The sequence below is a fragment of the Streptomyces sp. NPDC049915 genome (assembly GCF_040656475.1).
In the GTDB taxonomy this organism is placed as follows: domain Bacteria; phylum Actinomycetota; class Actinomycetes; order Streptomycetales; family Streptomycetaceae; genus Streptomyces.
The window spans coordinates 331,410-357,878 of sequence record NZ_JBFAMH010000007.1 but is presented as its reverse complement, the minus strand read 5'-3'; the positions used below and the strand labels follow the sequence as shown (position 1 = coordinate 357,878).

The window sequence follows — 26,469 nt, the reverse complement described above, 5'->3', positions numbered from 1 at the left end:
GTGTCCGCCCGCAGCGGCCGGCACCGGCACAGGGCGCCCCTCGTCGGAAACGGGCGGCCGGACCGAGGACGGACACCCCCCACCCCGGCCCCGACCCACAACGAACCGCAGGCGCAACAGCAACCGGCCACCGGACAGCACGGCCGCCGCAGGCACAAAAAGGGGCGCGGGGAACGGCGCGACCAGCCACAACGAAACCCGCACGGGCCGCCGCAGGCAGCAGCGACCAGCCGCAACGAAACGGCACAGCCCGCCGCAGGCAGAAGCGACCAGCCACAACGAAACCGCACAGCCCGCCGCAGGCAGAAGCGACCAGCCGCAACGAAACCGCACAGCCCGCCGCAGGCACCCCGCACACCACACCCGACCCGGCGCCGCAGGCACTGTCACCCCACCCGAGGCCCCCCGGTAGACCCCCGCACCATCAGCTCCCCCCGCACCGTGGCGATCCCCCCAGGCGGAGCCTCCTCGCGTCCCATCGCGATGCGCCCCGCACGCGCCCCCGCCTCCGCCAGAGGCAACCGCACGGTCGTCAGCGACGGCACCGCGTCGATGCTGAACGGCAGGTCGTCGAAGCCGGCGACGGACACGTCCTCGGGGATACGCCGCCCCGACTCCCGCAGCGCGGCACACGCACCGAGCGCGACGGAGTCGTTCGCGGCCACGACAGCCGTCAGCGACGGGTCCCGCCGCAGCAGCTCCAGCGTGGCCTCGTAGCCGGACTGACGGTCGTAGCGCCCGTACACGGTCCAGCCGGGCTGCTCCTCGACGCCGGCCGCGGCCAGAGCCTCGCGGTGCCCCTCCAGTCGGTGCCGGGTGGTGGTGCGCTCCTCGGGTCCGGCGATGTAGCCGAGCCGCCGGTGGCCGAGGCCGATGAGGTGCTCGGTGAGCCGGCGTGCGCCGCCGCGGTTGTCGAAGGTCAGCGCGATCACCCCGGCGTCCGGCGCCGGCGGCCGCCCGCACAGCACCACCTTCGTGCCGGCCTCGCCCAGCTTGCGCAGCTTCGTCGTCATGGCCGCCTGGTGCGCCGCGTCCTCGATGGCCCCACCGGTCAGCACCACGGCCGCCGCTCGCTGCCGTTGCAGCAGCGTGAGGTAGGTCAGCTCGCGCTCCGGCGAGCCGCCCGTGTTGCACACGACCGCGAGTCTCTCGCCGCCCGCGCGCCCGCCCGGCCCGCCGATCTCGCCCTGTATGGCGCTCGCCATGATCCCGAAGAAGGGGTCGGCGATGTCGTTCACCAGGATGCCGACCAGGTCGGAGGTGGCCGCGGCCAGTGAGCTGGCCGGTCCGTTCAGGACGTAGTCCAGCTCGTCCACGGCCTTGAGCACCCGCTCCCGGGTGGAGGCCGCCACCGGGTAGTTGCCGTTCAGTACGCGCGACACCGTCGCGGGGGAGACCTGCGCGCGGGCCGCCACGTCCGCCAGGGTCACCGTCATCTCGTCCTCCGGTCGCGCATCTCGTCGTACGCCCTCGTACACACCCGGGCCCACGGCCACGGTTCCGAGCAGACCTTAAGGCCACCCGGTGCGGGTGTTCGCCCCCTCGAACAACTCGCCCGGTCCGCAGCCTTGTACAGACCACTGCCGAGAGGCTAGCTTTTCACGATAGAAAGCGCTTGCTGTACATCTTTGCCACACGGCTCACGGGCCGATCCGGCCGCGGGGCCCGATCCGGCCGATCTACCGGGCGCGCCCGCGCCCACGAAGGGACTGACGTGACACGCAAGACGGTGCGCATCGCCATGAACGGCGTGACCGGGCGCATGGGTTACCGCCAGCACCTGGTCCGCTCGATCCTGGCCATCCGCGACCAGGGCGGGCTCGACCTCGGCGACGGCACCGTGCTGTGGCCCGAGCCGATCCTGCTCGGCCGCCGCGAACACGCGCTGAAGGCGCTTGCGGAAAAGCACGGCCTGGACCACTGGGCGACGGACCTGGACGCCGTACTGGCGGACGACACGATCGACATCTATTTCGACGCCCAGGTCACCTCCGCCCGCGAGGAGGCCATCAGGAAGGCCATCGCGGCCGGCAAGCACATCTACACCGAGAAGCCCACCGCGACCGGCCTGGACGGCGCCCTGGAACTGGCCCGCCTCGCCCGGGAGAGGGGCATCAAGCACGGCGTCGTCCAGGACAAGATCTTCCTGCCGGGCCTGCTGAAGCTGAAGCGGCTGATCGACGGCGGCTTCTTCGGCCGGATCCTCTCCGTGCGCGGCGAGTTCGGCTACTGGGTCTTCGAGGGCGACTGGCAGGAGGCCCAGCGCCCGTCGTGGAACTACCGTGCCGAGGACGGCGGCGGCATCGTCGTCGACATGTTCCCGCACTGGGAGTACGTCCTGCACGAGCTGTTCGGCCGCGTGACCTCCGTCCAGGCCCTCACCGCCACCCACATCCCGCAGCGCTGGGACGAGAACGGCAAGCCCTACGACGCCACCGCCGACGACGCCGCCTACGGCATCTTCGAACTCGAGGACGGCGCGATCGCTCAGATCAACTCCTCCTGGGCGGTCCGCGTCAACCGCGACGAACTGGTGGAGTTCCAGGTCGACGGCACCGAGGGCTCCGCCGTCGCGGGCCTGCGCAACTGCCGCGCCCAGCACCGCTCCGCCACCCCCAAGCCGGTGTGGAACCCGGACATCCCCGCCACCGAGGACTTCCGCGACCAGTGGCAGGAGGTCCCGGACAACCAGGAGTTCGACAACGGTTTCAAGGCCCAGTGGGAGCTGTTCCTCAAGCATGTCCACGCCGGTGCCGACTACCACTGGGACCTGCTCGCCGGCGCCCGCGGCGTGCAGCTCGCCGAGCTGGGCCTGAAGTCCTCGGCCGAGGGCCGCCGTATCGAGGTTCCGGAGATCGCGCTGTGACCATCCGCCTTCCCGACGCCCGGGGCGGCCTGCGGGTGTACGAGCCGCGCACCGAGCCGCTCGCGCTCACCCCCGCCACCCCCTTCACCTCCCGCACGGTCTTCTCGGCGGCGCACGTCGTCGCCGACCCGTTCGCCGACGTCGGCCCCGACTCCCCGGCCGCCGTCGACTGGGACGCCACCCTCGCCTTCCGCCGCCACCTGTGGTCCCACGGGCTCGGTGTCGCCGAGGCCATGGACACCGCCCAGCGCGGTATGGGCCTGCACTGGGCGGGCGCGGCCGAACTGATCCGCCGCTCCGCCGCCGAGGCGCGTGCCGTGGGCGGCCGTATCGCCTGCGGGGTGGGCACCGACCAGATCACCGGCGGTTCGCTCGCCGAGATCCGCGCCGCCTACGAGGAGCAGCTCGCCGTCGTCGAGGAGGCGGGCGCGCAGGCCATCCTCATGGCCTCCCGCGCTCTCGCCGCGACCGCGAAGAGCCCCGAGGACTACCTCGAGGTCTACGGCCACCTGCTGCGCCAGTCCGCCGAACCGGTGATCCTGCACTGGCTCGGCCCCATGTTCGACCCGGCGCTGGAGGGCTACTGGGGACCGGCGGACCTGGACGCGGCGACCGATGTGTTCCTGGACGTCATCGCCGCCCACCCGGACAAGGTCGACGGCATCAAGGTGTCGCTGCTGGACGCCCGGCGCGAGATCGACCTGCGCCGCCGCCTGCCGCACGGCGTGCGCTGCTACACCGGCGACGACTTCAACTACCCGGAGCTGATCGCGGGTGACGAGCAGGGCTTCAGCCACGCGCTGCTCGGCATCTTCGACCCGCTGGGCCCGCTGGCGGCCGAGGCGGTCCGCGTCCTGGACACCGGTGACACGGCCGGCTTCCGCGCCCTGCTCGACCCGACGGTGCAACTCTCCCGCCACCTCTTCCAGACGCCGACCCGCTACTACAAGACCGGCGTGGTCTTCCTCGCCTGGCTGGCCGGCCACCAGACGCACTTCACGATGGTCGGCGGCCTGCAGTCGGCCCGCTCCCTGCCGCACTTCGCCCGCGCCTACGAACTCGCCGACACCCTCGGCCTGTTCCCCGACCCCAAGCTGGCCGAGGAGCGGATGAAGACCCTGCTGAGCCTGTACGGAGTGAACCAGTGACCGGCGACCTGTCCCGCTTCTCCCTCAACCAGATGACGGTCAAGCAGCTGTCCCTGCCGGAACTGGCCGCCGCGTGCGGTCACTTCGGCATCGGCAAGGTGGGCCTGTGGCGGGAACCGGTCCAGGCGTACGGCCTGGAGGCGACCGCCAAGCTGGTCCGCGACGCGGGCCTGAGCGTCACGACCCTGTGCCGCGGCGGCTTCCTGACGGCGACCGATCCGGCGGAGCGCGCCCGGGCTCTCGACGACAACCGGCGCGCGGTCGAGGAGGCGGCCACCCTCGGCACGGACGTCCTGGTCCTGGTCTCCGGCGGCCTCCCGGCCGGCTCCAAGGATCTGCGCGGCGCCCGCGAACGCATCGCCGACGCGCTCGCCGAGCTGGGCCCCTACGCCGAGCGGCACGGGGTGAAGCTGGCGATCGAACCGCTGCACCCCATGTTCGCCTCGGACCGCTGTGTGGTCTCCACCCTCGCCCAGGCCCTGGACCTCGCCGAACGCTTCCCCGCGCACCAGGTGGGCGTGACCGTGGACACGTACCACATCTGGTGGGACGACCGGGCGCCCGCGCAGATCGCCCGGGCCGGCGCGAGCGGCCGTATCCACACCTTCCAGCTCGCCGACTGGACCACCCCGCTCCCCGCGGGCGTCCTCAACGGCCGCGGCCAGATCGGCGACGGCGCGGTCGACATGCACGAGTGGACGGCGTACGTGGAGGCGGCCGGGTACACCGGCCCCATCGAGGTCGAGCTGTTCAACGAGGAGTTGTGGGCGCGGGACGGACGGGAGGTGCTGGCCGAGACCGCGGAACGGTTCCTCGCGCACGTGACCGAATGACGGGGCGGGAAAAGATAATCGCGGAAGCGGTACAACCGTTTCCGCACCTGGCCGGTCGTACTGGGCGTCGGAGCTTCTGGGGGAGGGAACCCGGGGGGGATTCAAGGGGCTTCGACGGAGGGAAAGCCGAGGGGCCCGGTCGACGGACCGGGCCCCTCGAAGACTCTCAGGCCGGCATGGGGCGGCCGTGCCTCACAGCGCGGCCACCTCGTCCGCCGTCGGATACGACTCCTGCGCGCCCCGCCGGGTCACGGCCACCGCCCCGACCCGCGCCGCGTACGCCGCCGCCTCGGCCAGGGACGCGCCCGTGCCCAGCTTCCAGGCCAGCGCCGCCGTGAACGCGTCCCCGGCGCCGGTGGTGTCCACCGCGTCCACGTTCACCGACGGCACCCGGGTCACGCCCTCCGCGGAGGCGACCAGCGCGCCCTCTCCGCCCAGAGTGATCAACACCGAGCGTGGGCCCTTCGCCAGCAGGATGCGCGCCCAGTCCTCGGGCGTGTCCCCGACCGCGGCGTCCCCGAGGATCACCTTCGCCTCGTGCTCGTTGACGATCAGCGGATCGCAGGCGTCCAGCACCTCCCGTGGCAGCGGCCGCGGCGGCGACGGGTTCAGCACGAACCGGCTGCCCTCCGCCAGCGACCGGACGGCCTCCACGACCGACTCCAGCGGGATCTCCAGCTGCGCCGACACCACCGTGGACGCCTGGAACAGGCTGCCCGCGGCCCGGACGTCCGCCGGGGTGAGCCGGCCGTTGGCACCCGGGGACACCACGATGCTGTTGTCCCCGGACGGATCGACCGTGATCAGCGCGACGCCCGTCGGCGCCCCGCCGACCAGCACCCCCACGGTGTCCACCCCGGCCGCCCGCTGCGAGTCCAGCAGCAGCCGGCCGTACGCGTCGTCACCGACCCGCGCCAGCAGCGCCGTACGCGCCCCGAGCCGGGCCGCCGCGACCGCCTGGTTGGCGCCCTTGCCGCCCGGGTGGACGACCAGGTCGGAGCCGAGGACGGTCTCCCCGGCCGCCGGGCGCCGCTCCACGCCGACCACCAGATCGGCGTTGGCCGAACCCACGACCAACAGGTCGTAGTCGTACATCACTTGACTCCCCACCGTCAGCCACCGAAGCCGGCCCCGCCGCCGCGCACGACGACCTTCACCGGCACTGTCATCTCGCCCCCGGCGATCCGCCGGCCGGGCCGGCCGGTGCGCCGTGAACCCGTACAGCGTGCCAGCCCCGCACCCGCGGCGAGGGGATCCGGGCTGCTCCCGGCCGTGTGGGTGACGTGCTCCGTGTAACAAGTCCGGTGGCCGAGGGAACGTTTCGCGTGAGCGGCTCCTCTGGTGGGCGACGGATTACCGAAGCCGCCCCAGGAGGACCCCATGCCGCACCACCCCGGCACCGCCGCACCGGCCCGCGCCGCCCTGCTCGTCACCGCGGTGCTCACCGCGGACGCCCTGCTCCACCTGTACTGGACGACCGGCGCCACCTGGCCGGCGGCCGACGACAGCAGCCTGTCCGAGGCGGTCCTCGGCACGGACGTGCCCTTCACGCCGCCGATCCTGCTGCCTCTCGTGGCGGTCCTCCTGACCGGCGCCGCCTGCGTGTTCGCCCACTCCCTCCGACCCCGCCACCCGGTCCTGCGGCTCGCCACCCTGGCCGTGACGGCGGGTCTCTCGCTGCGCGCCCTCGCCGGGATCTACTGGCTGTTCGCCAAGGACACCGGCACGGCCTTCTACTGGCTCAACCTCGCGCTCTACACCCCCCTCTGCGCCGTGCTGGCCGTGGCCGCGCTGCGCGTGGCGCGGTGGAAGGATGAGGTCCGTGCCCGTTGAGCGACCCGGTGACCGTACGGCCCGGCTGGTGCGCGCGGCCCAGCGCGGCGACACCCTCGCCATGGCGGAACTCCTGGACCTCCTGGCCCCCTACGTGGGGCGGATCTGCGCGCCCATCGCGCTGGACCAGAAGGCGGACGCGGCGCAGGAAGCCCTGGTGGCGGTCTTCAGGTCACTGCGCACCCTGAAGGATCCGGCCGCCCTGCACGGCTGGGTGCGTGCCATCGCGGTGCGCGAGGCGGTCCGCACCGCGCAACGCGCCGCCCGGACCGTACCGGCCGACCTGAGCACGCTCCCGGCCCGGGGCGACCCGCAACTGTCCGCCGACATCAGGGACGTACTGGAGCGGCTCTCCCCCGAACATCGCGCGGTGCTGATGCTGCGTGACGTGGAGGGCCTGGACGAGCGCACCGCCGCCGCTCTGCTCGGCGTGCGCACGGGCACCGTCAAATCGCGGCTCCACCGGGCGCGCGACACCTTCCGGAAGGCGTGGACGTCATGAACGAGTTCTGGCCCACCACCGACGTCGACCCCGTGCGCCGCCTGAACGCCCTGGCCGCCGGCGTGCGCGGCGCGCACGTGACCGAGGTGTACGTCGACGCGCCCTTCGAGCGGGTCTGGTCCCTGCTCGGTGACCTGGAGGGCGGCTTCGGACAGGTGGTGACCGACATGGAACGGCTGCGCGTCGTCCACCGGCGGGGCGAGCGTGTCGAGGCGCTGGCCCACAGCAGGTTCGGCCTGCGGGCCCGGCTGCGCGGAGTGCAACGCCCGGGCTGGTGCTGGCTGCAGAGCCGCTTCCTGCTGATCGGAGTGGCGGCGACCCCGGAGGGCGCGGGCACGAGGGTGGCCTTCACCGGCGGAGTCCGCGTACCGACCCGCGCGGCCCTGATCCCGGTGGGCGTACGCCGCGAGGGCGCCCGCAACGCGTCGCGGCTGACGACGCTGCTGTGAGCGGTGCGGCGCCCGCCCCGGCAGGCGCCCCCCTCGGCTCACTCTCCCGCGAACAACTCGGCAGCGTCCGCGGCGTGCACGGCACGCTGGGCCCAGGCCTCGAGCTGATCGAGATCGGTGCAGGCGCTCACGCGCTCACGGACGGAGTCGGGCACCTCGATGCCCCGCCATTCGAGGATGCGGAGGGTCATCTCCTGCCGGTCCTGAATCCGCCCCTCCTCGCGTACCTGCTCCGCCAGCGGGTGTCGCCAGAAGTACTGGATCGCCGTCATCAGGTCCCTCCACATCTGCTTCGCCTGGGGGTCGCTCAGGCATGAGTCGACGAACTGAACGAAGACCGCGGCACTGTCCGGGTCGATGGTCCGCAGGGCAAGATCCGGTGCAGCGCTTCGTGCGACGAGCCCACCATCACGCGGCCCCCAGCTGGCACCAGACGTACTTGCCCCGGTCCCCGAACCGGGCCGACGGCTGCCAGCCCCACACGTCGGCGCAGGCGACGATCAACCCCAGACCCCGGCCCTCCTCCGACTCCGCGAGCTGATCCCACGGCCGTGGCGGCTCGGGTGGCGCGGGGTCCGTGTCCCACGCCCCGATCCAGACCATCCCCTCCCGCGTACGGCGCACCCTGAGCGCGGCCGGCCCCTTGGTGTGCCGGACGGCGTTCGACACCAGCTCGGCCGCGAGCAGCTCCGCGGTGTCGACGAGACCGATGAGTCCGTGCAGGGTCAGGATCAGGCGCAGGGTGCGGCGGCATACGGTCACGGCTCTGACGTCGTTGGGGATGTAGAGGGTGTAGTCCCAGGTCTCGTTTTCGGGCATGCGGCGTCAACTCCGTTGGGTGAGAGGGGATTTCGCACGCGGTGGCATCGCCGCGGCCGTCATGGCAGGACGGAGCGGTGCACTTCCGCTGCGTGTGCGCTACGTCACCGACGGTAGGGGTTACATGTAACTTGAGGCAAGCCGGTCACGTAATCTGAACCCCAACGAGCGGCGTCGGCCGACACGTTGAACCGAGGAGCAATGGATGGGCCCGAGGCGTGAACCAACCGCACGCGAACTGCGCCTGGGGACCGAGCTGCGCAGGCTCCGCGAGGCGGCAGGGCTCACCGCCATCGAGGCGGCTGCGCTGCTCGGAGTGAACCGAGTGCAGATCAGCCAAATCGAATCCGGAGTCAAGGGTGTGAGCGAGCAGCGCCTGCGCCGCCTCGCGTCTCACTACGCCTGCACGGACGAGGAGTTCGTCGACGCCCTGGTGGCGATGGCCACGGACCGCACTCGTGGTTGGTGGGAGGAATACCGGGGCCTGTTGCCCACGTCCTTCCTGGACCTGTCCGAGCTGGAGCACCATGCCCGCTTTCTGCGTCACGTGGCCGTCCTTTACGTACCGGGTCTTCTGCAGACGGAGGACTACTCACGCGCTGTCTTCTCCTCCAGGCTGCCGGAACTGACCAGCGAGGAGATCGAGTTGCGCATCCAGCACCGGAAGGCCCGGCAGCGGTTCACCATCCCGTACGAAGCAGTGATCCATGAGGCGGCCCTTCGTATCAGAGTCGGTGACCGTGCCACCTCACGGGCTCAGCTCGGCCGACTTCTGGAGCTCTCCGAGGCCGACCACATCACCGTGCGCGTCATCCCCTTCGACCTGGACGGCTTCGCCAGCGCTTCGAGCACGATGACCTACGTCGGCGGCTCCGTGCCCAAACTGGACACGGTGGTGCGTGACGCGCTGCACGGCACCGCGTTCATCGATTCGGAGGCTCAGCTCAACACCTATCGAACGAGCTTCCGTACAGTGGAGACCGCGTCACTGGACCCGGGACAGTCCCGGGAGTTCATTCACGGACTGGCCAAGGAGCTGTGAGGCACCCGATGGACAATTGGCGTAAGTCGTCGTACTCGGGCCCGGGCGACGGCAACGAGTGCGTGGAAATCGCCATCACCCCCACCCACACAGCCGTCCGAGACTCCAAGGACCCCGCCCGAGCCACCCTCGCCTTCCGAACCCCCGCCTTCACCACATTCGTGCAAGCCCTGAAGCAGTCCTCCTGACCCCCGGAAAAGACCTCGCACGGCCCCACCCCGCCCGGTACCTTCACGCGTGTCCCGCCGCTGAAAGAAGGTCTCGTCCATGGCATGTCGTATCGGTGAGCTCGTGCTCGGTTGCCGCGAACCCGAGGTGCTGGCGCGGTTCTGGTGTGAGGTCCTGGACTTCGTGGTGCTGGGCCGCGAAGAGGACGGCAGCGTCGAGATCGGGCCCCGCGAGGGATTCGGCGGCGCGCAGCCGACGCTCTTCCTCAGCCGCAGGGACGAGCCGGAGCCGGGGAAGTCCCGGCTGCACATCGACGTCAACGCCACCGACCGCGATCAGGACGCCGAACTCGAACGCCTCCTGAAGCTCGGGGCGCGCCCCGCCGATGTCGGCCAGACCGGCGAAGAGTCCTGGCACGTCCTCGCCGACCCCGAGGGCAACGAGTTCTGCCTCCTCAAGGCCCGCATCAAGCCGCTCTGAGGGGCGCGCTGTCACACCCCGCCGGTAACGTCGGATCATGGCTCAGCAGGAGGGGACCCCGCACGGCGGCACGGAGGCGCGGCGGCTCGCCACGCTCGAAGGCGTGCTCGAGCGCATCACGTACGCCAACGAGGACAACGGTTACACCGTGGCCCGGGTGGACACCGGAAGAGGCGCCGGCGATCTGCTCACGGTCGTCGGCGCGCTGCTCGGTGCCCAGGTGGGGGAGTCCCTGCGGATGGAGGGCCGCTGGGGCTCGCATCCGCAGTACGGCAAGCAGTTCCACGTCGAGAACTACACGACCGTCCTGCCGGCGACCGTCCAGGGCATCCGGCGTTATCTGGGGTCCGGGCTGGTCAAGGGCATCGGACCCGTCTTCGCCGACCGCATCACGCAGCATTTCGGGACGGACACCCTCCGGATCATCGAGGAGGAGCCCAAGCGGCTCGTCGAGGTGCCCGGACTCGGGCCCAAGCGGACCAAGAAGATCGCCGAGGCCTGGGACGAGCAGAAGGCGATCAAGGAGGTCATGCTCTTCCTCCAGACCGTCGAGGTCTCCACCTCCATCGCCGTGCGCATCTACAAGAAGTACGGGGACGCGTCGATCCAGGTGGTCAAGGAGCAGCCCTACCGGCTCGCCGCCGACGTCTGGGGCATCGGCTTCCTCACCGCCGACAAGATCGCCCAGTCCGTGGGCATCCCGCACGACAGCCCCGAGCGCGTCAAGGCCGGTCTGCAGTACGCCCTGTCGCAGTCCGCCGACCAGGGGCACTGCTATCTGCCGGAGGAGAAGCTCATCTCCGACGCCGTCAAGCTGCTCGGCGTCGACACCGGGCTCGTCATCGAGTGCCTGGCCGAGCTGGCCGGGCCGGGAGAGGACGGCGAGGAGCCAGGGGTCGTCCGGGAGAAGGTGCCGGGGGTGGACACCGACGAGCCCGTCACCGCCGTCTACCTTGTCCCCTTCCACCGCGCCGAACTCTCCCTCTCCTCCCAGCTGCTGCGGCTCCTGCGCACCGACGAGGACCGGATGCCCGCCTTCCGCACCGTCGAGTGGGACAAGGCGCTGGGCTGGCTGAAAACCCGCACCGGTGCCGAGCTCGCGCCCGAGCAGGAGGCCGCCGTCAGACTGGCGCTGACCGAGAAGGTCGCCGTCCTCACCGGCGGCCCCGGCTGCGGCAAGTCCTTCACGGTCCGCTCGATCGTGGAGCTGGCCCGCGCCAAGCGGGCCAAGGTGCTGCTCGCCGCGCCCACCGGGCGGGCCGCCAAGCGGCTGGCCGAGCTGACCGGCGCCGAGGCCTCCACGGTGCACCGGCTGCTGGAGCTGAAGCCCGGCGGGGACGCCGCCTACGACCGGGACCGCCCCCTGGACGCCGACCTCGTGGTCGTCGACGAGGCCTCCATGCTCGACCTGCTCCTCGCCAACAAGCTGGTCAAGGCCGTGCCGCCCGGCGCTCATCTCCTCTTCGTGGGGGACGTCGACCAGTTGCCGAGCGTCGGCGCGGGGGAGGTGCTGCGGGATCTGCTCGCCGACGGCAGCCCCGTGCCCGCCGTCCGTCTCACCCGGGTCTTCCGCCAGGCGCAGCAGTCCGGTGTCGTCACCAACGCGCACCGCATCAACGCGGGACAGCACCCGCTCACCGACGGTCTGAAGGACTTCTTCCTCTTCGTCGAGGACGACACCGAGGAGACCGGGCGGCTCACCGTCGATGTGGCGGCCCGGCGGATTCCGGCCAAGTTCGGCCTCGACCCGCGACGGGACGTGCAGGTGCTGGCGCCGATGCACCGGGGGCCCGCGGGCGCCGGCGCGCTCAACGGGCTGCTTCAGCAGGCCATCACGCCCGGCCGGCCCGATCTGCCGGAGAAGCGCTTCGGCGGGCGGGTGTTCCGTGTCGGCGACAAGGTCACCCAGATCCGCAACAATTACGACAAGGGGGAGAACGGTGTCTTCAACGGCACCGTGGGCGTGGTCACCTCGCTCGACCCGGTCGACCAGCGCCTGACGGTGCTGACCGACGAGGACGAGGAGGTGTCGTACGACTTCGACGAACTGGACGAGCTGGCGCACGCCTACGCGGTGACCATCCACCGCTCGCAGGGCAGCGAGTATCCCGCCGTGGTGATCCCGGTCACCACCGGCGCCTGGATGATGCTGCAGCGGAACCTGCTGTACACCGCGGTGACCCGGGCCAAGAAGCTGGTCGTGCTCGTCGGTTCACGCAAGGCGATCGGTCAGGCGGTGCGGACGGTGTCGGCGGGGCGGCGGTGCACGGCCCTGGACTTCCGGCTCACGGGGGCCCTCGGAAAAAATGATCGATCAAATGAGTCGTGAAGGTCACAGAGCACTTCCAGATGGGCAGGGAAGGGGGCAGGATGTGCAAGTTGGCGGCACTGAGTGCCGCCGATAAGCCCAATGGTCGACCCCGAGTGCACTCTCCTGAGCCAAATGGGGGATGGTAGAGACAGTCAGGGCAACCTCGAAGATGAGGCACAACGTCGGTGAGGGAAGACGTGAGCGACAACTCTGTAGTACTGCGGTACGACGGCAACGAGTACACCTACCCGGTGGTCGACAGCACCGTCGGCGACAAGGGCTTCGACATCGGGAAGCTGCGCGCCCAGACCGGTCTGGTGACCCTGGACAGCGGGTACGGCAACACCGCCGCCTATAAATCGGCCATCACCTACCTCGACGGTGAGGCCGGCATCCTCCGGTACCGCGGTTACCCCATCGAGCAGCTGGCCGAGCGCTCCACCTTCCTGGAGGTCGCCTACCTGCTGATCAACGGCGAGCTGCCGACCGTCGACCAGCTCACCGCGTTCAAGGACGAGATCACGCGGCACACCCTGCTGCACGAGGACGTCAAGAACTTCTACAAGGGCTTCCCCCGCGACGCCCACCCGATGGCCATGCTGTCGTCGGTCGTCTCCGCGCTGTCCACGTTCTACCAGGACAGCCACAACCCGTTCGACGAGAAGCAGCGCGACCTCTCCACCATCCGCCTGCTCGCGAAGCTGCCGACGATCGCCGCCTACGCGTACAAGAAGTCGATCGGTCACCCCTTCGTCTACCCGCGCAACGACCTCGGGTACGTCGAGAACTTCCTGCGCATGACCTTCTCGGTCCCGGCCCAGGAGTACGACCTGGACCCGGTCGTCGTCTCCGCGCTGGACAAGCTGCTGATCCTGCACGCGGACCACGAGCAGAACTGTTCGACCTCCACGGTCCGCCTGGTGGGCTCGTCGCAGGCGAACATGTTCGCCTCGATCTCCGCCGGCATCAACGCCCTGTGGGGCCCGCTGCACGGTGGCGCCAACCAGTCCGTGCTGGAGATGCTCGAGGGCATCCGCGACTCCGGCGGCGACGTCGACACCTTCATCCGCAAGGTGAAGAACAAGGAGGACGGCGTCCGCCTGATGGGCTTCGGCCACCGGGTCTACAAGAACTTCGACCCGCGCGCCAAGATCATCAAGGCCGCCGCGCACGACGTGCTCTCCGCGCTCGGCAAGAGCGACGAGCTGCTGGACATCGCGCTCAAGCTCGAGGAGCACGCGCTCTCCGACGACTACTTCACCGAGCGCAAGCTCTACCCGAACGTCGACTTCTACACCGGCCTGATCTACCGGGCCATGGGCTTCCCGACCGAGATGTTCACGGTCCTCTTCGCCCTCGGCCGCCTCCCGGGCTGGATCGCCCAGTGGCACGAGATGATCAAGGAGCCCGGTTCCCGCATCGGCCGCCCGCGCCAGATCTACACGGGCGTCGTCGAGCGTGACTTCGTTCCCGTCGAGGAGCGCTGAGCCGTACCTCGCGGTCCGCACAGAGCCGTGACGAACGCTCGTGGTGTGCCCCGTATCCGCTGACGCGGGTGCGGGGCACACCCGTAGGTACACGGCGGAGGTAAGCGGAAGGCGCCCCGGTGCGTCAGTCCCCCCACGGGCTGACGACCAGGGCGCCTTCCCGTGTCCCGGTGCGGATTCCCCCCACGGGATCCGGCCGGGCGCTTGTGAGAAAACAGCGCCTGAATCGCTGTGATGAGCACGGCGAGCGAGCCCGCCGTACGCCAGTGATGTGTGCCGGGACGGCGCACGCTGGGAGGGCCGCTCAAAGCTTCCCGGTGTACGCGTCCCGGCAACGCAGCTCTGGAGAAGTCCCCCAAGACGACTCCAGATGTCGGTCGGCGCCCCCCAAGACGCTTCCCGACATCGCCAACTTAGACCTTCGAACCCCTTCGATGGTTACCTTCACATCACTGTGATCTGTGTCTCTTGCATATGTCCTTTAGTTGCGCAAGAGCCCCGATATGACGATCGGGACCCCCGCGTAAGGAAGATGCGCGAGGCTTGTGAAGAGCTTATGTGAGGTCCGCGCCGGACTCCAGAGGAGTTCGGTTCTTGAGCTGTGACGAACACATCACACACAGTTCACCGGAACGCCCGCAGCCGCAGGCTGTTCGTCACCACGAACACCGACGAGAACGCCATCGCCGCCCCCGCGATCATCGGGTTCAGCAGCCCCGCCGCGGCCAGCGGCAGCGCGGCCACGTTGTAGCCGAAGGCCCACACCAGGTTGCCCTTGATCGTGGACAGCGTCCGCCGGGACAGCCGGATCGCGTCCGCGGCCACCCGCAGATCCCCGCGCACCAGCATCAGATCGCTCGCCTCGATCGCCGCGTCCGTGCCCGTGCCCATCGCGAGCCCCAGATCGGCCGTGGCGAGCGCCGCCGCGTCGTTGACGCCGTCGCCGACCATGGCGACCGTCCGCCCCTCGCCCTGCAGCCGCCGTACGACGTCCACCTTGTCCTCGGGCAGCACCTCGGCGTACACGTGCCCGGCGTCGATGCCGACGCTGCGCGCCACCGCCTCGGCGACCGTCCGGTTGTCCCCGGTCAGCAGCACCGGCGTCAGGCCGAGCCCGCGCAGCCGCGCGACGGCTTCCGCGCTGGTCTCCTTCACGGCGTCCGCCACCGCGAGCACCCCGCGCGCTTCGCCGTCCCAGCCGACGACGACCGCCGTACGACCGCCCTGTTCGGCTTCCTCCCGCACTCGGGCCAGCTCCGGCGGCAGCGCGTCGAAGAGGCGCCCCACGGACACCTCGCGCCCGTCCACACGCCCGCGTACGCCCCGGCCGGGCACGTTCGTGAAGTCCTCCACGCCGGGCAGCGCACCGGCCCGCTCCTCCGCGCCGGCCGCGATCGCGCGGGCGATCGGGTGCTCTGAGGCGTGCTCCAGAGCGCCCGCGAGCCGCAGCACCTCCTTCTCGTCGGCGCCGTCGGCGACGTACACCTCCTGAAGGGTCATGCGGCCGGTGGTGACCGTGCCCGTCTTGTCCAGGACGACGGTGTCGACGCGGCGGGTGGACTCCAGCACCTCGGGTCCCTTGATGAGGATGCCGAGCTGCGCGCCGCGCCCGGTGCCCACCATCAGCGCGGTCGGCGTGGCCAGGCCCAGCGCGCACGGGCAGGCGATGATCAGTACGGCGACGGCGGCCGTGAACGCGGCGCTCGCGTCGCCGGTCGCGCCCAGCCAGCCGCCGCAGGTGGCGGCCGCGATCAGCAGGACGACGGGAACGAAGCTCCCGGAGATGCGGTCGGCGAGCCGCTGCACCTGGGCCTTGCCGCTCTGGGCGTCCTCGACCAGCTTGGCCATGCGGGCGAGCTGCGTGTCCGCACCGACCCGGGTTGCCTCGACGACCAGCCGGCCCCCGGCGTTGACCGTCGCCCCCGTCACCGCGTCCCCGGTGCCCACGTCGACCGGGACCGACTCACCGGTCAGCATCGACGCGTCGACGGCGGAGACGCCCTCGACGACCGTGCCGTCGGTGGCGATCTTCTCGCCCGGCCGGACCACGAACCGGTCGCCGACGGCGAGCCGGGACACCGGTATGCGCACCTCGCGGCCGGCGCGCAGCACGGCCACGTCCTTCGCGCCCAGCTCCATCAGCGCCCGCAGCGCGGCACCGGCGCGGCGCTTGGAGCGGGCCTCCAGGTACCGGCCGAGCAGGATGAACGCGGTGACGCCCGCGGCGACCTCCAGATACAGCGTGGAGGAGGCATCGCCGCGCGCGGGCGTGAAGTCGAAGCCGTGCCGCATCCCGGGCATGCCGGCGTCACCGAGGAACAGCGCCCACAGTGACCAGCCGAACGCAGCGGCCGTACCGACGGAGACGAGGGTGTCCATGGTGGCCGCGCCGTGCCGCAGATTGGTCCACGTGGCCTTGTGGAAGGGCCACGCGCCCCAGACGACGACGGGTGCGGCGAGGGTCAGCGACAGCCACTGCCAGTTGTCGAACTGCAGGGACGGCACCATCGACAGCAGGACGACCGGCGCGGCGAGCACGGCGGAGACGATCAGCCGCTGACGCAACGCGGCCAGTTCGGGGTCCGGCTGGACCGCGGTGTCCTGCGGCTCCTCGGGCGGCGGCGCCGGTTCCTCGGCGGTGTATCCCGTCTTCTCCACCGTGGCGATCAGGTCGGCGACCTCCAGGCCGGCGGGGTAGACCACCTTCGCCTTCTCCGTCGCGAAGTTCACCGTGGCGGTGACGCCGTCCATCCGGTTGAGCTTCTTCTCCACGCGCGCGGCGCAGGACGCACAGGTCATCCCGCCGATGAGCAGCTCGACTTGGGAGGTCTCGGCGGAGGCGGTCATGGGTGCCGGTGCGGTGCTGGTCATGCGCGTACTCCTGGGAACGGACCGGGGCCGTACGGATCCAGTATCAGCTGGTCGGTACGGCCCGGGTCGGGACGGTTGCGCGAGGGTGCGCGGCCGCAGGTGCGCGGCGGCGCGGCTCAGGCCTTGCCGACCAGCTCGTAGCCGGCTTCGTCGACGGCGGCGCGCACGGCCTCCTCGTCCAGCGGGGCGGCGGAGACGACGGTGACCTCGCCGGCGGCGGCGACGGCCTGCACGGAGGTGACGCCGGGGATCCCGGAGATCTCGGCGGAGACGGAGCCCTCGCAATGTCCGCAGCTCATGCCGCTCACCTTGTAGACGGTGGTGAGGGAACCAGGGGTGTCGGTGTGGGCGGTCATGTCGTTACTCCTCATCGAAGCATGTGGGGTCGGTGGGGGCCGCGCGGGCCGCCACACTCTCAGATTATACCCCTAGGGGGTATCACGCCATCGCCGGGCCGCCCCTCGGCGCGTCGGCAGCCGCCGGGTAGCGTGCGGTGGAAGACGGCCGGAGGGTGAGGGAGGGACGTATGCGCGCTGTGGTGTTCGAGCGGTTCGGCGAGCGGGCCGAGGTGCGGCAGGTGCCGGACCCGGCGCCCGCCGGACACGGCGTCGTCGTGCGGGTGGCGGCCACCGGGCTGTGCCGCAGCGACTGGCACGGCTGGCAGGGCCACGACCCCGACATCAGCCTCCCGCACGTCCCCGGGCACGAACTGGCCGGGGTGGTGGAGGCCGTGGGCGCCCGAGTGACCCGCTGGCGGCCCGGCGACCGGGTCACCGTGCCCTTCGTCTGCGCCTGCGGCAGCTGCGCCGCCTGCGCGGCAGGCGACCAGCAGGTGTGCGAGCGGCAGGCCCAGCCCGGCTTCACCCACTGGGGGTCGTTCGCCGAGTACGTGGCCCTCGACCACGCGGACGTGAACCTCGTCGCCGTGCCCGAGGAGATGACCTTCGCGACGGCCGCCTCGCTCGGCTGCCGGTTCGCCACGGCGTTCCGCGCGGTGGTGCAGCAGGGCCGGGTCGCGGCGGGGGAGTGGGTCGCGGTGCACGGCTGCGGGGGCGTGGGCCTGTCCGCGGTGATGATCGCCGCCGCATCGGGCGCCCGGGTGGTCGCGGTCGACGTCTCGCCCCGGGCCCTGGAACTGGCGCGCGGCTTCGGCGCGGTGGAGTGCGTGGACGCGGGTCGCGTCACGGACACGGCCGCCGCCGTACGGGACCTCACCGGCGGCGGCGCCCACCTTTCCCTGGACGCGCTCGGCGCACCCGTCACCTGCGCGGCCTCCGTGAACTCCCTGCGCCGCCGCGGCCGTCACATCCAGGTCGGACTGCTTCCCTCCGCCGACGGCACCACGCCCGTGCCCATGGCCCGCGCCATCGCCCTGGAGCTGGAACTGCTCGGCAGCCACGGCATGGCCGCGCACACCTACCCGGCGATGCTGGAACTGGTCCGCGCCGGCGCCCTGCGCCCCGACCTGCTGGTCACCTCCACCATCCCGCTCGCGGACGCCCCGGCCGCGCTGGCGGCGATGGGTACGTCGGCGGGCGCGGGCGTGACGGTCATCGAGCCCTGACGGTGACCGACCTCGCCGCCCGGCGGCGCGAGCGCAACGCGTCGCGCGCCGGCGCCGGTGTACGCGTTTGTTGCACTCGTGTCACGAACGTCCCGGTCCTGTCGCATATGTCGCGCATACGCGGGCGTTGCGTCACACGCGTTCGACAGCCCCTGCCCACCCGCCGTCCGCGTCGTTCACCGAGCAGACGCTTGGTGATCGCCGGCGCAGCGCCCGGCTCCCTCGACGGCCGCCCGACGGCCGCCGCTGTGGCGCGCGCAGGGAGGTGCACGACATGACCGACCGCAGGCTCTGGTCGTACAAGGAGATCGCGGCGCACATCAATGTGCAGCCGGACACCGTCCGTTCCTACCGCAAGCACGGACTGCTGCCGCCGCCCGACCAGGTGGAGAGCGGCAAGCCCTACTGGTACGCCGACACCGTCCGGGCCTGGGTGGCCTCCCGCCCGCGCAACCGGGGCCGCCGCCAAGGCTGACACGCCCGGCCCGTCCCCTCTCCGTACCCATGCGGAGAGGCGGGCCGGGCCCGCTGCGACAGGCCCGGCCCGCCGGCTTCCCCGCCGTCCCCCCGCGGATACGCGACCGGCTCGCCGCACAGCCTGCCGTCAGTGCCGCGTGCGGGTCTTGGAGAAATCCGCACCACCCGAACGGGCCGTCGTGACACCGCCCGCCGCCGGCAGCAGGCTCGTCGCCTCGCCGCTGACCCGGTCGGCCACCCCGGACCCGCCCGGCGTGAGCCGTCGCGCCGCCGCGAACCGGCCCGGCGTACAGCCGGTCATCGCCTTGAACTCGCAGCTGGGATGCGCCTGGTCGTAGAAGCCCCAGGCGGTCGCCGTCTCCGCCTGGCTGCGCCCGGCCGTCGGCAGCCGCCGGGTGCGCTCCAGCCGCAGCACCCGCGCGGCGGCCTTCGGGCTCAGCCCTCTCTGCTGGCGGAACCGGTTCTCCAGCTGCCGCACGCTCCAGCCGGCCTCCTGCGCCAGGCGCGGTACGGGGAGTACGCCGCGGGCCCGCGCCGGCACCACGTCCGCCATCCGCGCCCCGCCCATGCCCCGCCGGAGGGAACTCATGGTGCTACGACCCGGCCGCGCACGGAAGGTGAACGGGGAGAGGGGGGTCGGGCGCTCGCCGGGCACGCCTGCGCTGACAGAATCTCGTCCGAATGTCCGGACAAAACATTGACAGGGATTCGCGTACGGGACTAGAAAACCGGGGAGAGCCGGGACGGCCGGGAGAAGCGGCAGCGCGCCGGGACCTCCCGGGTGACGAAGGGAAGCCGATGGCGTACGACCTGATCACCATGGGGCGGATCGGCGTGGACCTGTACCCGTTGCAGACCGGGGTCCCGCTGTCCGAGGTGACCACCTTCGGGAAATTCCTCGGCGGCTCCGCCACCAACGTCGCCGTCGCCGCCGCCCGCCTCGGCCGCCGTACGGCCGTCATCACCCGCACCGGCGACGACCCGTTCGGCACCTACCTGCACGAGGCGCTGCGCGGCTTCGGCGTCGACGACCGCTGGGTGACACCCGTACCGGGACTGCCCACCCCCGTCACCTTCTGCGAGGTGTTCCCGCCGGACGACTTCCCGCTGTACTTCTACCGCCGGCCCAAGGCCCCGGACCTGGAGATCGACCCCCACCAGCTCGACCTGGACGCGATCCGCGCGGCACGCGTCTTCTGGGTCACAGGCACCGGGCTCAGCGAGGAGCCCAGCCGCACCGCGACCCTGAGCGCCCTCGCCCACCGCGCCAAGTCCGGCCACACGGTCTTCGACCTGGACTGGCGCCCGATGTTCTGGGCCGACCCGGACGCCGCCCGTCCCTTCTACGCCGAGGCCCTGCGCCACGCCACCGTCGCCGTCGGCAACCTCGACGAGGTGGAGGTCGCCACGGGCCACCGCGATCCCCACGCCGCCGCCCGCGCGCTGCTGGCCGACGGGGTCGAGCTGGCCGTCGTCAAACAGGGACCCAAGGGCGTCCTCGCCGTCCACCGCGACGGGGACACCGCCGAGGTCCCACCGCTGCCGCTGAACGTGCTGAACGGCCTGGGCGCCGGCGATGCCTTCGGCGGCTCCCTGTGCCACGGGCTGCTCGCCGGCTGGGACCTGGAGACCACCATGCGCCACGCCAACGCCGCCGGCGCCATCGTCGCCTCCCGCCTGGAGTGCTCCTCCGCGATGCCGACGTCCGCCGAGGTGAAGGCCGCCCTGGACGCGGGGGCGGTCCGGTGAGAGCGGGCAGGGTCGGCGGGGCCGACCACCACCTGCCGTACGAGGACGGCGGCGGATCCGGGCACCCGGGCCACGGCGGACCCACCGTCGAGGTCGATGTCGCCGAACTCGTCCGCATCCGCAGCCATCACCCCGAGGCGATCGCCGAGGCCGCCGCCCGCCGTGCGCGCCGGCCGCTGCTCGCCGAGGCAGGGCGGCTGATGATCGTCGCCGCCGACCACCCGGCCCGCGGCGCCCTCGGCGTCGGCGGCCGGCACCTGGCGATGGCCGACCGGGCCGACCTGCTGCGCCGGCTGTGCGTCGCGCTCGCCCGCCCCGGCGTCGACGGCGTCCTCGCCACCGCCGACATCCTGGAGGACCTGCTGCTGCTCGGCGCCCTGGACGGCAAGGTCGCCATGGGCTCGATGAACCGCGGGGGACTGGCCGGCGCCCGCTTCGAGCTGGACGACCGCTTCACCGGCCACCGGCCCGAGGACCTCGAGCGGCTCGGCTTCGACGCGGGCAAGCTGCTGCTGCGGATCGACTACGACGACCCGGGCTCGCTCGCCACGCTGGAGGCCGCCGCCCGTGCCGTCGACGCGATGGCCGCGCGCCGGCTGCCGGTCTTCGTCGAGCCGTTCATCAGCCGCCGCGGCGCCGACGGCCGGCTGCGCAACGACCTGTCGGCCGAGGCCGTGATCCGGTCGATCGCGATCGCCTCGGGTCTCGGCGGCAGTTCGGCCTACACCTGGCTGAAGGTCCCCGTCACCGACGACCCCGACGACATGCCCGCGGTGATGGCCGCCTCCACGCTGCCCGCCGTGCTGCTCGGCGGTGACGTCGGCGACGGCGACGACGACCGGGCCGCCGCGTTCGAGAAGTGGCGCGGCGCGCTGCGGCTGCCCACCGTGCGCGGCCTGATGGTCGGCCGTTCCCTGCTCTACCCGCCGGACGGCGACGTGGCCGCCGCCGTCGACGCGGCCGTCGCCCTGCTGCCCGGGCGACCGGGACGGACACCGTGAACACGATCCCCTACCTCGCGCCCCACGCTGCTTGTACGGTGCAGTCAGCGCCCGGTACCGCGGGTGAGGGAATCCCACCGAACGCCTCCGGCGCGGGAGGCCGCTTCGCCCTGGCAGGAGCGAAGTGCGAGCGACGACTCCCCGCCCGCTACGGCCCCGCGCCGGAGGTCCCCGCCGACCGTTCCCTTCCCCACCCTCTCCCTTCCCCTCCCTCTCTCGTCCCGTCCGTCCGCTTCCGCCCCGGTGTCTATGCCGACGCCCAAACGGCAGACAGAGTGTCGGGCGCGCTGCCCGCCCCGGCCTGCTGGGATGTATACGTGCCGCGAGCGCGACCCACCCGTCGGCGGTCCCGGCACACGAGCACTACCCACGGCAACGTCTCGACCCGACGCCGCCATCTGCGAAGGAGTAACTGGGCATGACGAAGATCGTCAACCACTGGATCGGCGGCAAGACCGCCGAGGGCACGTCGGGCGCCTACGGTCCGGTCACCGACCCGGCGACCGGCGAGGTCACCACCAAGGTCGCCTTCGCGTCGGTGGAGGAGGTGGACGCGGCCGTCGCGGCGGCCCAGGACGCCTTTCTCACCTGGGGCCAGTCGTCGCTGGCCCAGCGCACGACGATCATGTTCCGCTTCCGGGCGCTGCTGGACGCGCACCGCGACGAGATCGCCGCGCTGATCACCGCCGAGCACGGCAAGGTGCACTCCGACGCGCTCGGTGAGGTGGCCCGCGGCCTGGAGATCGTCGACCTGGCGTGCGGGATCAACGTCCAGCTCAAGGGGGAGCTGTCCACCCAGGTCGCCAGCCGGGTCGACGTCTCCTCGATCCGCCAGCCGCTGGGCGTGGTCGCGGGCATCACGCCGTTCAACTTCCCGGCGATGGTGCCGATGTGGATGTTCCCGATGGCCATCGCGTGCGGCAACACCTTCGTGCTCAAGCCGAGCGAGAAGGACCCGTCGGCGTCGATGCGCATCGCCGAGCTGTTCGCGGAGGCCGGGCTGCCGGACGGCGTGTTCAACGTCGTGCACGGCGACAAGGTGGCCGTGGACCGGCTGCTGGAGCACCCGGACGTCAAGGCGGTGTCCTTCGTCGGCTCCACCCCGATCGCCCGCTACATCCACACCACGGCCTCCGCCAACGGCAAGCGGGTGCAGGCCCTCGGCGGCGCCAAGAACCACATGCTGGTCCTGCCCGACGCCGACCTCGACGCCGCCGCCGACGCGGCCGTCTCCGCCGCCTACGGCTCCGCCGGTGAGCGCTGCATGGCGATCTCCGCGGTCGTCGCCGTGGGCGCGATCGGCGACACGCTGGTGGAGAAGATCCGTGAGCGTGCCGAGAAGATCAAGATCGGTCCGGGCAACGACCCGGCGTCCGAGATGGGCCCGCTGATCACCAAGGCCCACCGGGACAAGGTCGCCTCCTACGTCGAGGGCGCCGCCGCCGAGGGCTGCGAGGTCGTCCTGGACGGCACCGGTTACACCGTCGAGGGCTTCGAGGACGGCCACTGGATCGGTCTGTCCCTGCTGGACAAGGTGCCGGCCGGCGCCAAGGCGTACCAGGACGAGATCTTCGGTCCGGTGCTGTGCGTGCTGCGCGCGGACACCTACGAGGAGGGCGTGGCCCTCATCAACGCCTCGCCGTTCGGCAACGGCACCGCGATCTTCACCCGGGACGGCGGCGCCGCGCGCCGCTTCCAGCTGGAGATCGAGGCCGGCATGGTCGGCGTGAACGTCCCGATCCCCGTGCCCGTGGGCTACCACTCCTTCGGCGGCTGGAAGGACTCCCTCTTCGGGGACCACCACATCTACGGCAACGACGGCACGCACTTCTACACCCGCGGCAAGGTCGTCACCACCCGCTGGCCCGACCCGGCCGACGCCCCGGCGGGCGTGGACCTGGGCTTCCCGCGCAACCACTGACGCGTCCGCGTGACACCGGTGCCCCGCGCCTCCGAGGGGAGGGCGGGGCACCGGCGTGTGGTCAGCCCTGCTGCTGTTGCCGCGCCTTGATCGCGTCGGTGAGGTCCCCGGTCTGCGCGGCGGGCGGCGCCGTGACGGTCGCCGTGGCGCCGAACTTCTCGAAGTCCATGGTGACCGTCGCTCTGCCGAGCTGCTGCTTCATGCGCACCGGCAGGTCCTTGCCGTTGACCCAGACGTCCATGGTGATCGAGTCGACGCCGCCGGTCATGGAGCCGAAGAGGCTGTCGTCGTCACCGTAGGCCTCCTTGAACCGGCCCATGTGCGCCCGGTCGATGACGGCCTTGTAGTGGTGCGCCCGCTGCCCGTCGACGGTCTCGGTGCCCAGGTCGTCCACGTCGTTCGCGTACTTCAGGCCCCTCATGGAAGCCGAGGGGCTGCCGGCGCCGCTGCTGCCGTTCAACGCCTGGGCGCCTTTGTCGCCGAAGAGCGCCGACGCGTCGACCTTCATCCACTCCTTGCCCTTGAGCGGGCCGGAGGGCTGCGGGTCGATGTCGTAGTAGTAGGCGCCGCCCAGGAAGATCATGCGGGTCTTCGGGGCCGCGTGCACCTGCTGCATCTGGGCGGCCTTGGTGTCCATCTCGACGTCGAAGGCGAAACCCTTGCCCCAGGAGTAGGTGCCCTCCGCGGTGACCGGCGCGCGGCCGTTGCCGAGGTCGGTGCTCATGCGCACTTCGGCCGAGCCGAGGTTCTGCGTCTGGTCCGTCGCCCGGCTCAGCGCCGCCATGATCCGGCTCTGCGCGGTCTCGGCGACATCGGCCGCCTTCTTCGTCGTCTGCGCACCGCACGCGGACACGGTCAGCAGCGCCGCCGCTGTGAACCCCACCCAGACGGCCGTGTGCTTCAGCTTCATGAGTCCCCACCCGTAGCTGTGATTCAACTGTGTCGCCGACTCTATCGGCCCCCTCTGACAACACCGACCGGCGTCCAGGGGCCTCCGCGGCCGTCCGGATACCGGACGTGCTGACATTTTTTTGACACCTTGGCTGCGGTTCCCGTTTACCCCGGACGAAACGGGTGACGAAGGGGTTAGCGCTAGATGACCTTGGAAAGCAAGGTCACATGGCGAACGGTCTTGTTGGTACCGCCAATAGGACGTCGCGGCCTAGGAAAGTGATGTCAAGGTCACCCTTCCGCAAGTGCGGAATCCGAAGGTAATCGGCCATTGACGTGACGGTTTTCGTCGGGGTTCCATTCAGCGCCGGGAGCGGATGACAGAGACGTACGACGATCCGCCGGAGGCGATAGCGCTCCCGACCCCACCGCAGTCACACGAGTCGATCGGAACCGCCGCATGACCGACACGCTCCGCTCAGTCGAGAACGCCGTCCTGGAGGCCGCCTCAGAGGCACCCCAAAAGCTCAAGCGCTCGATCGGAGTGGTCGGCGGCACGCTGCTGACACTGTCCTGCGTCACCCCCGCGTCCACGCTCTTCGTGGTGGTCCCCGACCTGTTCGGCTCGCTCGGTACCGCCACAGCCCTGACGATCGCCATCGGCTCCCTCCTCTGTATCGCCGTGGCGTTCTGTTACTCCGAGCTGGGCACCCTCATCCCCAGCGCGGGCGGCGAGTACGCCATCGTGTCCACGCTGGCCGGGCGGTTGGCGGGCTGGCTGGTCTTCGTGCTGTCACTGCTGGTCGTGATGATCGTGCCGCCGGTGATCGCGATGGGCACGGCGGACTACCTCGCCCCGATCGTGCACCTCGACCCGTCCCTGACCGGCGCCGGCGTGATGCTGCTCGCCACTCTGGCCGGTCTGCTCGACCTGCGCGCCAACGCCTGGATCACCGGCATCTTCCTGGTCCTGGAGGTCATCGCCGCCGGTGTGGTGGCGCTGCTCGGCTTCACCCACGGCCACCGCGGGGCCGGCAGCCTGCTGTCCATGCAGGTGGCCGGCACCGGCGGCCACACCGACACCGTGACCGCCATGCTGGTCGTCTCCGGCCTCGCCATCGCCCTCTTCGTCACCCAGGGCTTCTCCACCGCCATCTACCTCTCCGAGGAGCTGGAGAACCCGCGCCGCAACGTCGCCCGCACGGTCCTGGCCACCCTCGCCATCTCCACGGTGGTCATCCTGGTCCCGGTCGTCGCCATCACCATGGGCGCCGGCGACCTCGAGGAGCTCACCGGCGGCGACATCGGCTCGATGGTCACCGCCTGGTCCAACTCCGCCGTGGGCACTTTCGTCAGCCTCTGCGTGGCCCTCGCGATCATCAACGCGGGCATCGTCATGGTCATCCAGAACTCCCGCGTGCTCTTCGCCTCCGCCCGCGACAAGGCCTGGCCCGAGCCGGTCAACAACGCCTTCTCCAAGCTCGGCCGCTTCGGCTCCCCCTGGGTGGCCACGCTCGCGGTCGGCGTCCCCGGCGCGATCCTGTGCTTCGTCAACCTCGACACCCTCTACGGTGTGACCGGCGTGTCCGTGACCGGCATGTACCTGCTGGTTGCCATCGCCGCCCTGCTCTCCCGCCGCGGCTCCCACCAGCACACGGCCGCCTGGCGGATGCCGCTGTGGCCCGCGATGCCGGTCCTGCTGATAGCGGTTCTCGCGTACATCCTCACCCAGCAGGAGGCGAGCTACCTGCTGTGGACCGGCGGCATCGCGGCCGTCGCCACCCTCTACTGGGCCCTCTACCTCCGCCCGCGCCGCGAGACCCGCTGGCTGGTGTCGATCCCGGAGGACGACCGCGCCCCGGAGGCGGCGCAGGCCTGACGGTCCTGCGAATCCCCACGTCGCCACACGGCCGGCGATCCGCCGTCCCCCTCGCCCGCATGGAATACGCAGCAGGGACGTAGTCGCCGGCGGCCTGATGCCGCCGACCCGGCGTGCCACGGGCCAAGTACGCCGGGCCGGGCCGGCACCCCCCGAGCCCCGTGCCGTTGGTGCATGG

The 26,469-nt window shown here is 71.4% G+C and carries 24 protein-coding genes and 2 pseudogenes; 18 read left to right on the top strand and 8 right to left on the bottom strand.

All coding sequences use genetic code 11. The features are described 5' to 3' along the window. Positions 1–386: 386 nt before the first annotated feature. Positions 387–1,436 carry a LacI family DNA-binding transcriptional regulator gene (locus AB0J12_RS15930; protein ID WP_363264870.1) on the bottom strand — a complete coding sequence of 350 codons (1,050 nt, stop codon included), beginning with the start codon at positions 1,434–1,436 and terminating at the stop codon, positions 387–389. A 278-nt stretch (positions 1,437–1,714) separates the two neighbouring features. Between AB0J12_RS15930 and AB0J12_RS15925 the strand changes: the two genes are divergently transcribed. From AB0J12_RS15925 to AB0J12_RS15915, 3 genes are read left to right on the top strand one after another with little or no spacing between them, the layout of a single operon-like run. Continuing rightward, positions 1,715–2,866, top strand: coding sequence for a Gfo/Idh/MocA family oxidoreductase (locus AB0J12_RS15925; RefSeq protein WP_363264869.1), 1,152 nt, complete (start codon positions 1,715–1,717; stop codon positions 2,864–2,866). Next, on the top strand, positions 2,863–4,014 hold the full coding sequence (locus AB0J12_RS15920; protein ID WP_363264868.1) for a dihydrodipicolinate synthase family protein: 1,152 nt from the start codon (positions 2,863–2,865) through the stop codon (positions 4,012–4,014). Before AB0J12_RS15925 ends, AB0J12_RS15920 begins: the two co-directional genes overlap by 4 nt. A 32-nt stretch (positions 4,015–4,046) precedes the next feature. Further along, positions 4,047–4,847 carry a sugar phosphate isomerase/epimerase family protein gene (locus AB0J12_RS15915; RefSeq protein ID WP_363264884.1) on the top strand — a complete coding sequence of 267 codons (801 nt, stop codon included), beginning with the start codon at positions 4,047–4,049 and terminating at the stop codon, positions 4,845–4,847. Between the two features lie 192 nt (positions 4,848–5,039). Here the strand turns inward: AB0J12_RS15915 and AB0J12_RS15910 are convergent, their stop codons facing one another. Beyond that, positions 5,040–5,942 (bottom strand): ribokinase, encoded by a 903-nt coding sequence (locus AB0J12_RS15910; protein WP_363264867.1) that lies wholly within the window; start codon positions 5,940–5,942, stop codon positions 5,040–5,042. A gap of 285 nt (positions 5,943–6,227) precedes the next feature. Here AB0J12_RS15910 and AB0J12_RS15905 point away from each other — a divergent pair, with 285 nt between their 5' ends. Genes AB0J12_RS15905 through AB0J12_RS15895 form a run of 3 tightly spaced genes read left to right on the top strand, consistent with a single transcriptional unit; the run spans position 6,228 to position 7,631 of the window. After that, positions 6,228–6,680, top strand: coding sequence for a DUF3995 domain-containing protein (locus tag AB0J12_RS15905; RefSeq protein ID WP_363264866.1), 453 nt, complete (start codon positions 6,228–6,230; stop codon positions 6,678–6,680). Then, positions 6,670–7,182, top strand: coding sequence for an RNA polymerase sigma factor (locus AB0J12_RS15900; protein WP_363264865.1), 513 nt, complete (start codon positions 6,670–6,672; stop codon positions 7,180–7,182). The genes AB0J12_RS15905 and AB0J12_RS15900 overlap by 11 nt, the downstream gene beginning before the upstream one ends. Next, a complete protein-coding gene (locus AB0J12_RS15895; RefSeq protein ID WP_363264864.1) occupies positions 7,179–7,631 on the top strand; it encodes a hypothetical protein in 453 nt (150 codons plus the stop codon). The genes AB0J12_RS15900 and AB0J12_RS15895 overlap by 4 nt, the downstream gene beginning before the upstream one ends. A 38-nt stretch (positions 7,632–7,669) precedes the next feature. Here the strand turns inward: AB0J12_RS15895 and AB0J12_RS15890 are convergent. Both AB0J12_RS15890 and AB0J12_RS15885 read right to left on the bottom strand, forming a co-directional pair. Further along, positions 7,670–8,002 (bottom strand): annotated as a pseudogene (locus AB0J12_RS15890) (hypothetical protein); the annotation flags it as partial. A 37-nt stretch (positions 8,003–8,039) separates the two neighbouring features. Next, entirely contained in the window at positions 8,040–8,450 is a 411-nt protein-coding gene (locus AB0J12_RS15885) for an ATP-binding protein (protein WP_363264863.1), read from the bottom strand. A gap of 205 nt (positions 8,451–8,655) precedes the next feature. Between AB0J12_RS15885 and AB0J12_RS15880 the strand changes: the two genes are divergently transcribed. From AB0J12_RS15880 to AB0J12_RS15860, 5 genes are all read left to right on the top strand, one after another. After that, on the top strand, positions 8,656–9,492 hold the full coding sequence (locus AB0J12_RS15880) for a helix-turn-helix transcriptional regulator (protein WP_363264862.1): 837 nt from the start codon (positions 8,656–8,658) through the stop codon (positions 9,490–9,492). An 8-nt stretch (positions 9,493–9,500) separates the two neighbouring features. Then, complete coding sequence (locus tag AB0J12_RS15875; protein WP_363264861.1) at positions 9,501–9,680, top strand: DUF397 domain-containing protein; 180 nt, start codon at positions 9,501–9,503, stop codon at positions 9,678–9,680. Positions 9,681–9,759: 79 nt separating this feature from the next. Then, complete coding sequence (locus tag AB0J12_RS15870; RefSeq protein WP_363264860.1) at positions 9,760–10,140, top strand: VOC family protein; 381 nt, start codon at positions 9,760–9,762, stop codon at positions 10,138–10,140. A gap of 37 nt (positions 10,141–10,177) precedes the next feature. Next, on the top strand, positions 10,178–12,469 hold the full coding sequence (locus AB0J12_RS15865) for an ATP-dependent RecD-like DNA helicase (RefSeq protein ID WP_363264859.1): 2,292 nt from the start codon (positions 10,178–10,180) through the stop codon (positions 12,467–12,469). A 179-nt stretch (positions 12,470–12,648) separates the two neighbouring features. Beyond that, positions 12,649–13,938, top strand: a complete 1,290-nt coding sequence (locus AB0J12_RS15860; protein ID WP_363264858.1) for a citrate synthase — start codon at positions 12,649–12,651, stop codon at positions 13,936–13,938. A 624-nt stretch (positions 13,939–14,562) separates the two neighbouring features. On the opposite strand, the gene AB0J12_RS15855 is transcribed toward AB0J12_RS15860, so the two are convergent. Beyond that, positions 14,563–16,809: a heavy metal translocating P-type ATPase gene (locus tag AB0J12_RS15855; RefSeq protein ID WP_363264857.1), complete on the bottom strand. Its 2,247-nt coding sequence runs from the start codon at positions 16,807–16,809 to the stop codon at positions 14,563–14,565. Between the two features lie 116 nt (positions 16,810–16,925). Then, a complete protein-coding gene (locus AB0J12_RS15850; protein ID WP_363264856.1) occupies positions 16,926–17,165 on the bottom strand; it encodes a heavy-metal-associated domain-containing protein in 240 nt (79 codons plus the stop codon). A 170-nt stretch (positions 17,166–17,335) separates the two neighbouring features. On the opposite strand from AB0J12_RS15850, the gene AB0J12_RS15845 reads away from it, so the two are divergent. Beyond that, entirely contained in the window at positions 17,336–18,373 is a 1,038-nt protein-coding gene (locus tag AB0J12_RS15845) for a zinc-dependent alcohol dehydrogenase family protein (RefSeq protein WP_363264855.1), read from the top strand. 274 nt (positions 18,374–18,647) lie between these two features. After that, entirely contained in the window at positions 18,648–18,848 is a 201-nt protein-coding gene (locus AB0J12_RS15840) for a MerR family transcriptional regulator (RefSeq protein ID WP_363264854.1), read from the top strand. Positions 18,849–18,977: 129 nt separating this feature from the next. Here AB0J12_RS15840 and AB0J12_RS15835 read toward each other — a convergent pair whose 3' ends face one another. Then, complete coding sequence (locus tag AB0J12_RS15835; RefSeq protein ID WP_363264853.1) at positions 18,978–19,439, bottom strand: helix-turn-helix domain-containing protein; 462 nt, start codon at positions 19,437–19,439, stop codon at positions 18,978–18,980. A gap of 209 nt (positions 19,440–19,648) precedes the next feature. Here AB0J12_RS15835 and iolC point away from each other — a divergent pair, with 209 nt between their 5' ends. The 4 genes and pseudogenes from iolC to mmsA all read left to right on the top strand — a co-directional run bounded on the left by iolC (position 19,649) and on the right by mmsA (position 23,521). Continuing rightward, entirely contained in the window at positions 19,649–20,599 is a 951-nt protein-coding gene (gene iolC, locus AB0J12_RS15830) for a 5-dehydro-2-deoxygluconokinase (RefSeq protein WP_363264852.1), read from the top strand. A 32-nt stretch (positions 20,600–20,631) separates the two neighbouring features. Further along, on the top strand, positions 20,632–21,600 hold the full coding sequence (locus AB0J12_RS15825) for a deoxyribose-phosphate aldolase (RefSeq protein WP_363264883.1): 969 nt from the start codon (positions 20,632–20,634) through the stop codon (positions 21,598–21,600). Positions 21,601–21,683: 83 nt separating this feature from the next. Then, positions 21,684–21,779: pseudogene (locus AB0J12_RS15820) on the top strand (5-deoxy-glucuronate isomerase); the annotation flags it as partial. 239 nt (positions 21,780–22,018) lie between these two features. Next, positions 22,019–23,521 carry a CoA-acylating methylmalonate-semialdehyde dehydrogenase gene (gene mmsA, locus AB0J12_RS15815; RefSeq protein WP_363264851.1) on the top strand — a complete coding sequence of 501 codons (1,503 nt, stop codon included), beginning with the start codon at positions 22,019–22,021 and terminating at the stop codon, positions 23,519–23,521. Between the two features lie 61 nt (positions 23,522–23,582). Here the strand turns inward: mmsA and AB0J12_RS15810 are convergent, their stop codons facing one another. Beyond that, on the bottom strand, positions 23,583–24,431 hold the full coding sequence (locus tag AB0J12_RS15810; protein WP_363264850.1) for a hypothetical protein: 849 nt from the start codon (positions 24,429–24,431) through the stop codon (positions 23,583–23,585). A gap of 441 nt (positions 24,432–24,872) precedes the next feature. Here AB0J12_RS15810 and AB0J12_RS15805 point away from each other — a divergent pair, with 441 nt between their 5' ends. Continuing rightward, positions 24,873–26,291, top strand: coding sequence for an APC family permease (locus tag AB0J12_RS15805; protein WP_363264849.1), 1,419 nt, complete (start codon positions 24,873–24,875; stop codon positions 26,289–26,291). Positions 26,292–26,469 lie beyond the last annotated feature (178 nt).

What these genes read in the sequence shown, in the direction of transcription:
- AB0J12_RS15930 (WP_363264870.1), bottom strand. Translation starts at nt 1,436, where the DNA reads ATGACGGTGACCCTGGCGGACGTGGCGGCCCGCGCGCAGGTCTCCCCC.
- AB0J12_RS15915 (WP_363264884.1), top strand. Translation starts at nt 4,047, where the DNA reads ATGACGGTCAAGCAGCTGTCCCTGCCGGAACTGGCCGCCGCGTGCGGT.
- AB0J12_RS15910 (WP_363264867.1), bottom strand. Translation starts at nt 5,942, where the DNA reads ATGTACGACTACGACCTGTTGGTCGTGGGTTCGGCCAACGCCGATCTG.
- AB0J12_RS15905 (WP_363264866.1), top strand. Translation starts at nt 6,228, where the DNA reads ATGCCGCACCACCCCGGCACCGCCGCACCGGCCCGCGCCGCCCTGCTC.
- AB0J12_RS15895 (WP_363264864.1), top strand. Translation starts at nt 7,179, where the DNA reads ATGAACGAGTTCTGGCCCACCACCGACGTCGACCCCGTGCGCCGCCTG.
- AB0J12_RS15885 (WP_363264863.1), bottom strand. Translation starts at nt 8,450, where the DNA reads ATGCCCGAAAACGAGACCTGGGACTACACCCTCTACATCCCCAACGAC.
- AB0J12_RS15880 (WP_363264862.1), top strand. Translation starts at nt 8,656, where the DNA reads ATGGGCCCGAGGCGTGAACCAACCGCACGCGAACTGCGCCTGGGGACC.
- AB0J12_RS15875 (WP_363264861.1), top strand. Translation starts at nt 9,501, where the DNA reads ATGGACAATTGGCGTAAGTCGTCGTACTCGGGCCCGGGCGACGGCAAC.
- AB0J12_RS15870 (WP_363264860.1), top strand. Translation starts at nt 9,760, where the DNA reads ATGGCATGTCGTATCGGTGAGCTCGTGCTCGGTTGCCGCGAACCCGAG.
- AB0J12_RS15865 (WP_363264859.1), top strand. Translation starts at nt 10,178, where the DNA reads ATGGCTCAGCAGGAGGGGACCCCGCACGGCGGCACGGAGGCGCGGCGG.
- AB0J12_RS15855 (WP_363264857.1), bottom strand. Translation starts at nt 16,809, where the DNA reads ATGACCAGCACCGCACCGGCACCCATGACCGCCTCCGCCGAGACCTCC.
- AB0J12_RS15850 (WP_363264856.1), bottom strand. Translation starts at nt 17,165, where the DNA reads ATGACCGCCCACACCGACACCCCTGGTTCCCTCACCACCGTCTACAAG.
- AB0J12_RS15845 (WP_363264855.1), top strand. Translation starts at nt 17,336, where the DNA reads ATGCGCGCTGTGGTGTTCGAGCGGTTCGGCGAGCGGGCCGAGGTGCGG.
- AB0J12_RS15840 (WP_363264854.1), top strand. Translation starts at nt 18,648, where the DNA reads ATGACCGACCGCAGGCTCTGGTCGTACAAGGAGATCGCGGCGCACATC.
- AB0J12_RS15835 (WP_363264853.1), bottom strand. Translation starts at nt 19,439, where the DNA reads ATGAGTTCCCTCCGGCGGGGCATGGGCGGGGCGCGGATGGCGGACGTG.
- iolC (WP_363264852.1), top strand. Translation starts at nt 19,649, where the DNA reads ATGGCGTACGACCTGATCACCATGGGGCGGATCGGCGTGGACCTGTAC.
- mmsA (WP_363264851.1), top strand. Translation starts at nt 22,019, where the DNA reads ATGACGAAGATCGTCAACCACTGGATCGGCGGCAAGACCGCCGAGGGC.
- AB0J12_RS15810 (WP_363264850.1), bottom strand. Translation starts at nt 24,431, where the DNA reads ATGAAGCTGAAGCACACGGCCGTCTGGGTGGGGTTCACAGCGGCGGCG.
- AB0J12_RS15805 (WP_363264849.1), top strand. Translation starts at nt 24,873, where the DNA reads ATGACCGACACGCTCCGCTCAGTCGAGAACGCCGTCCTGGAGGCCGCC.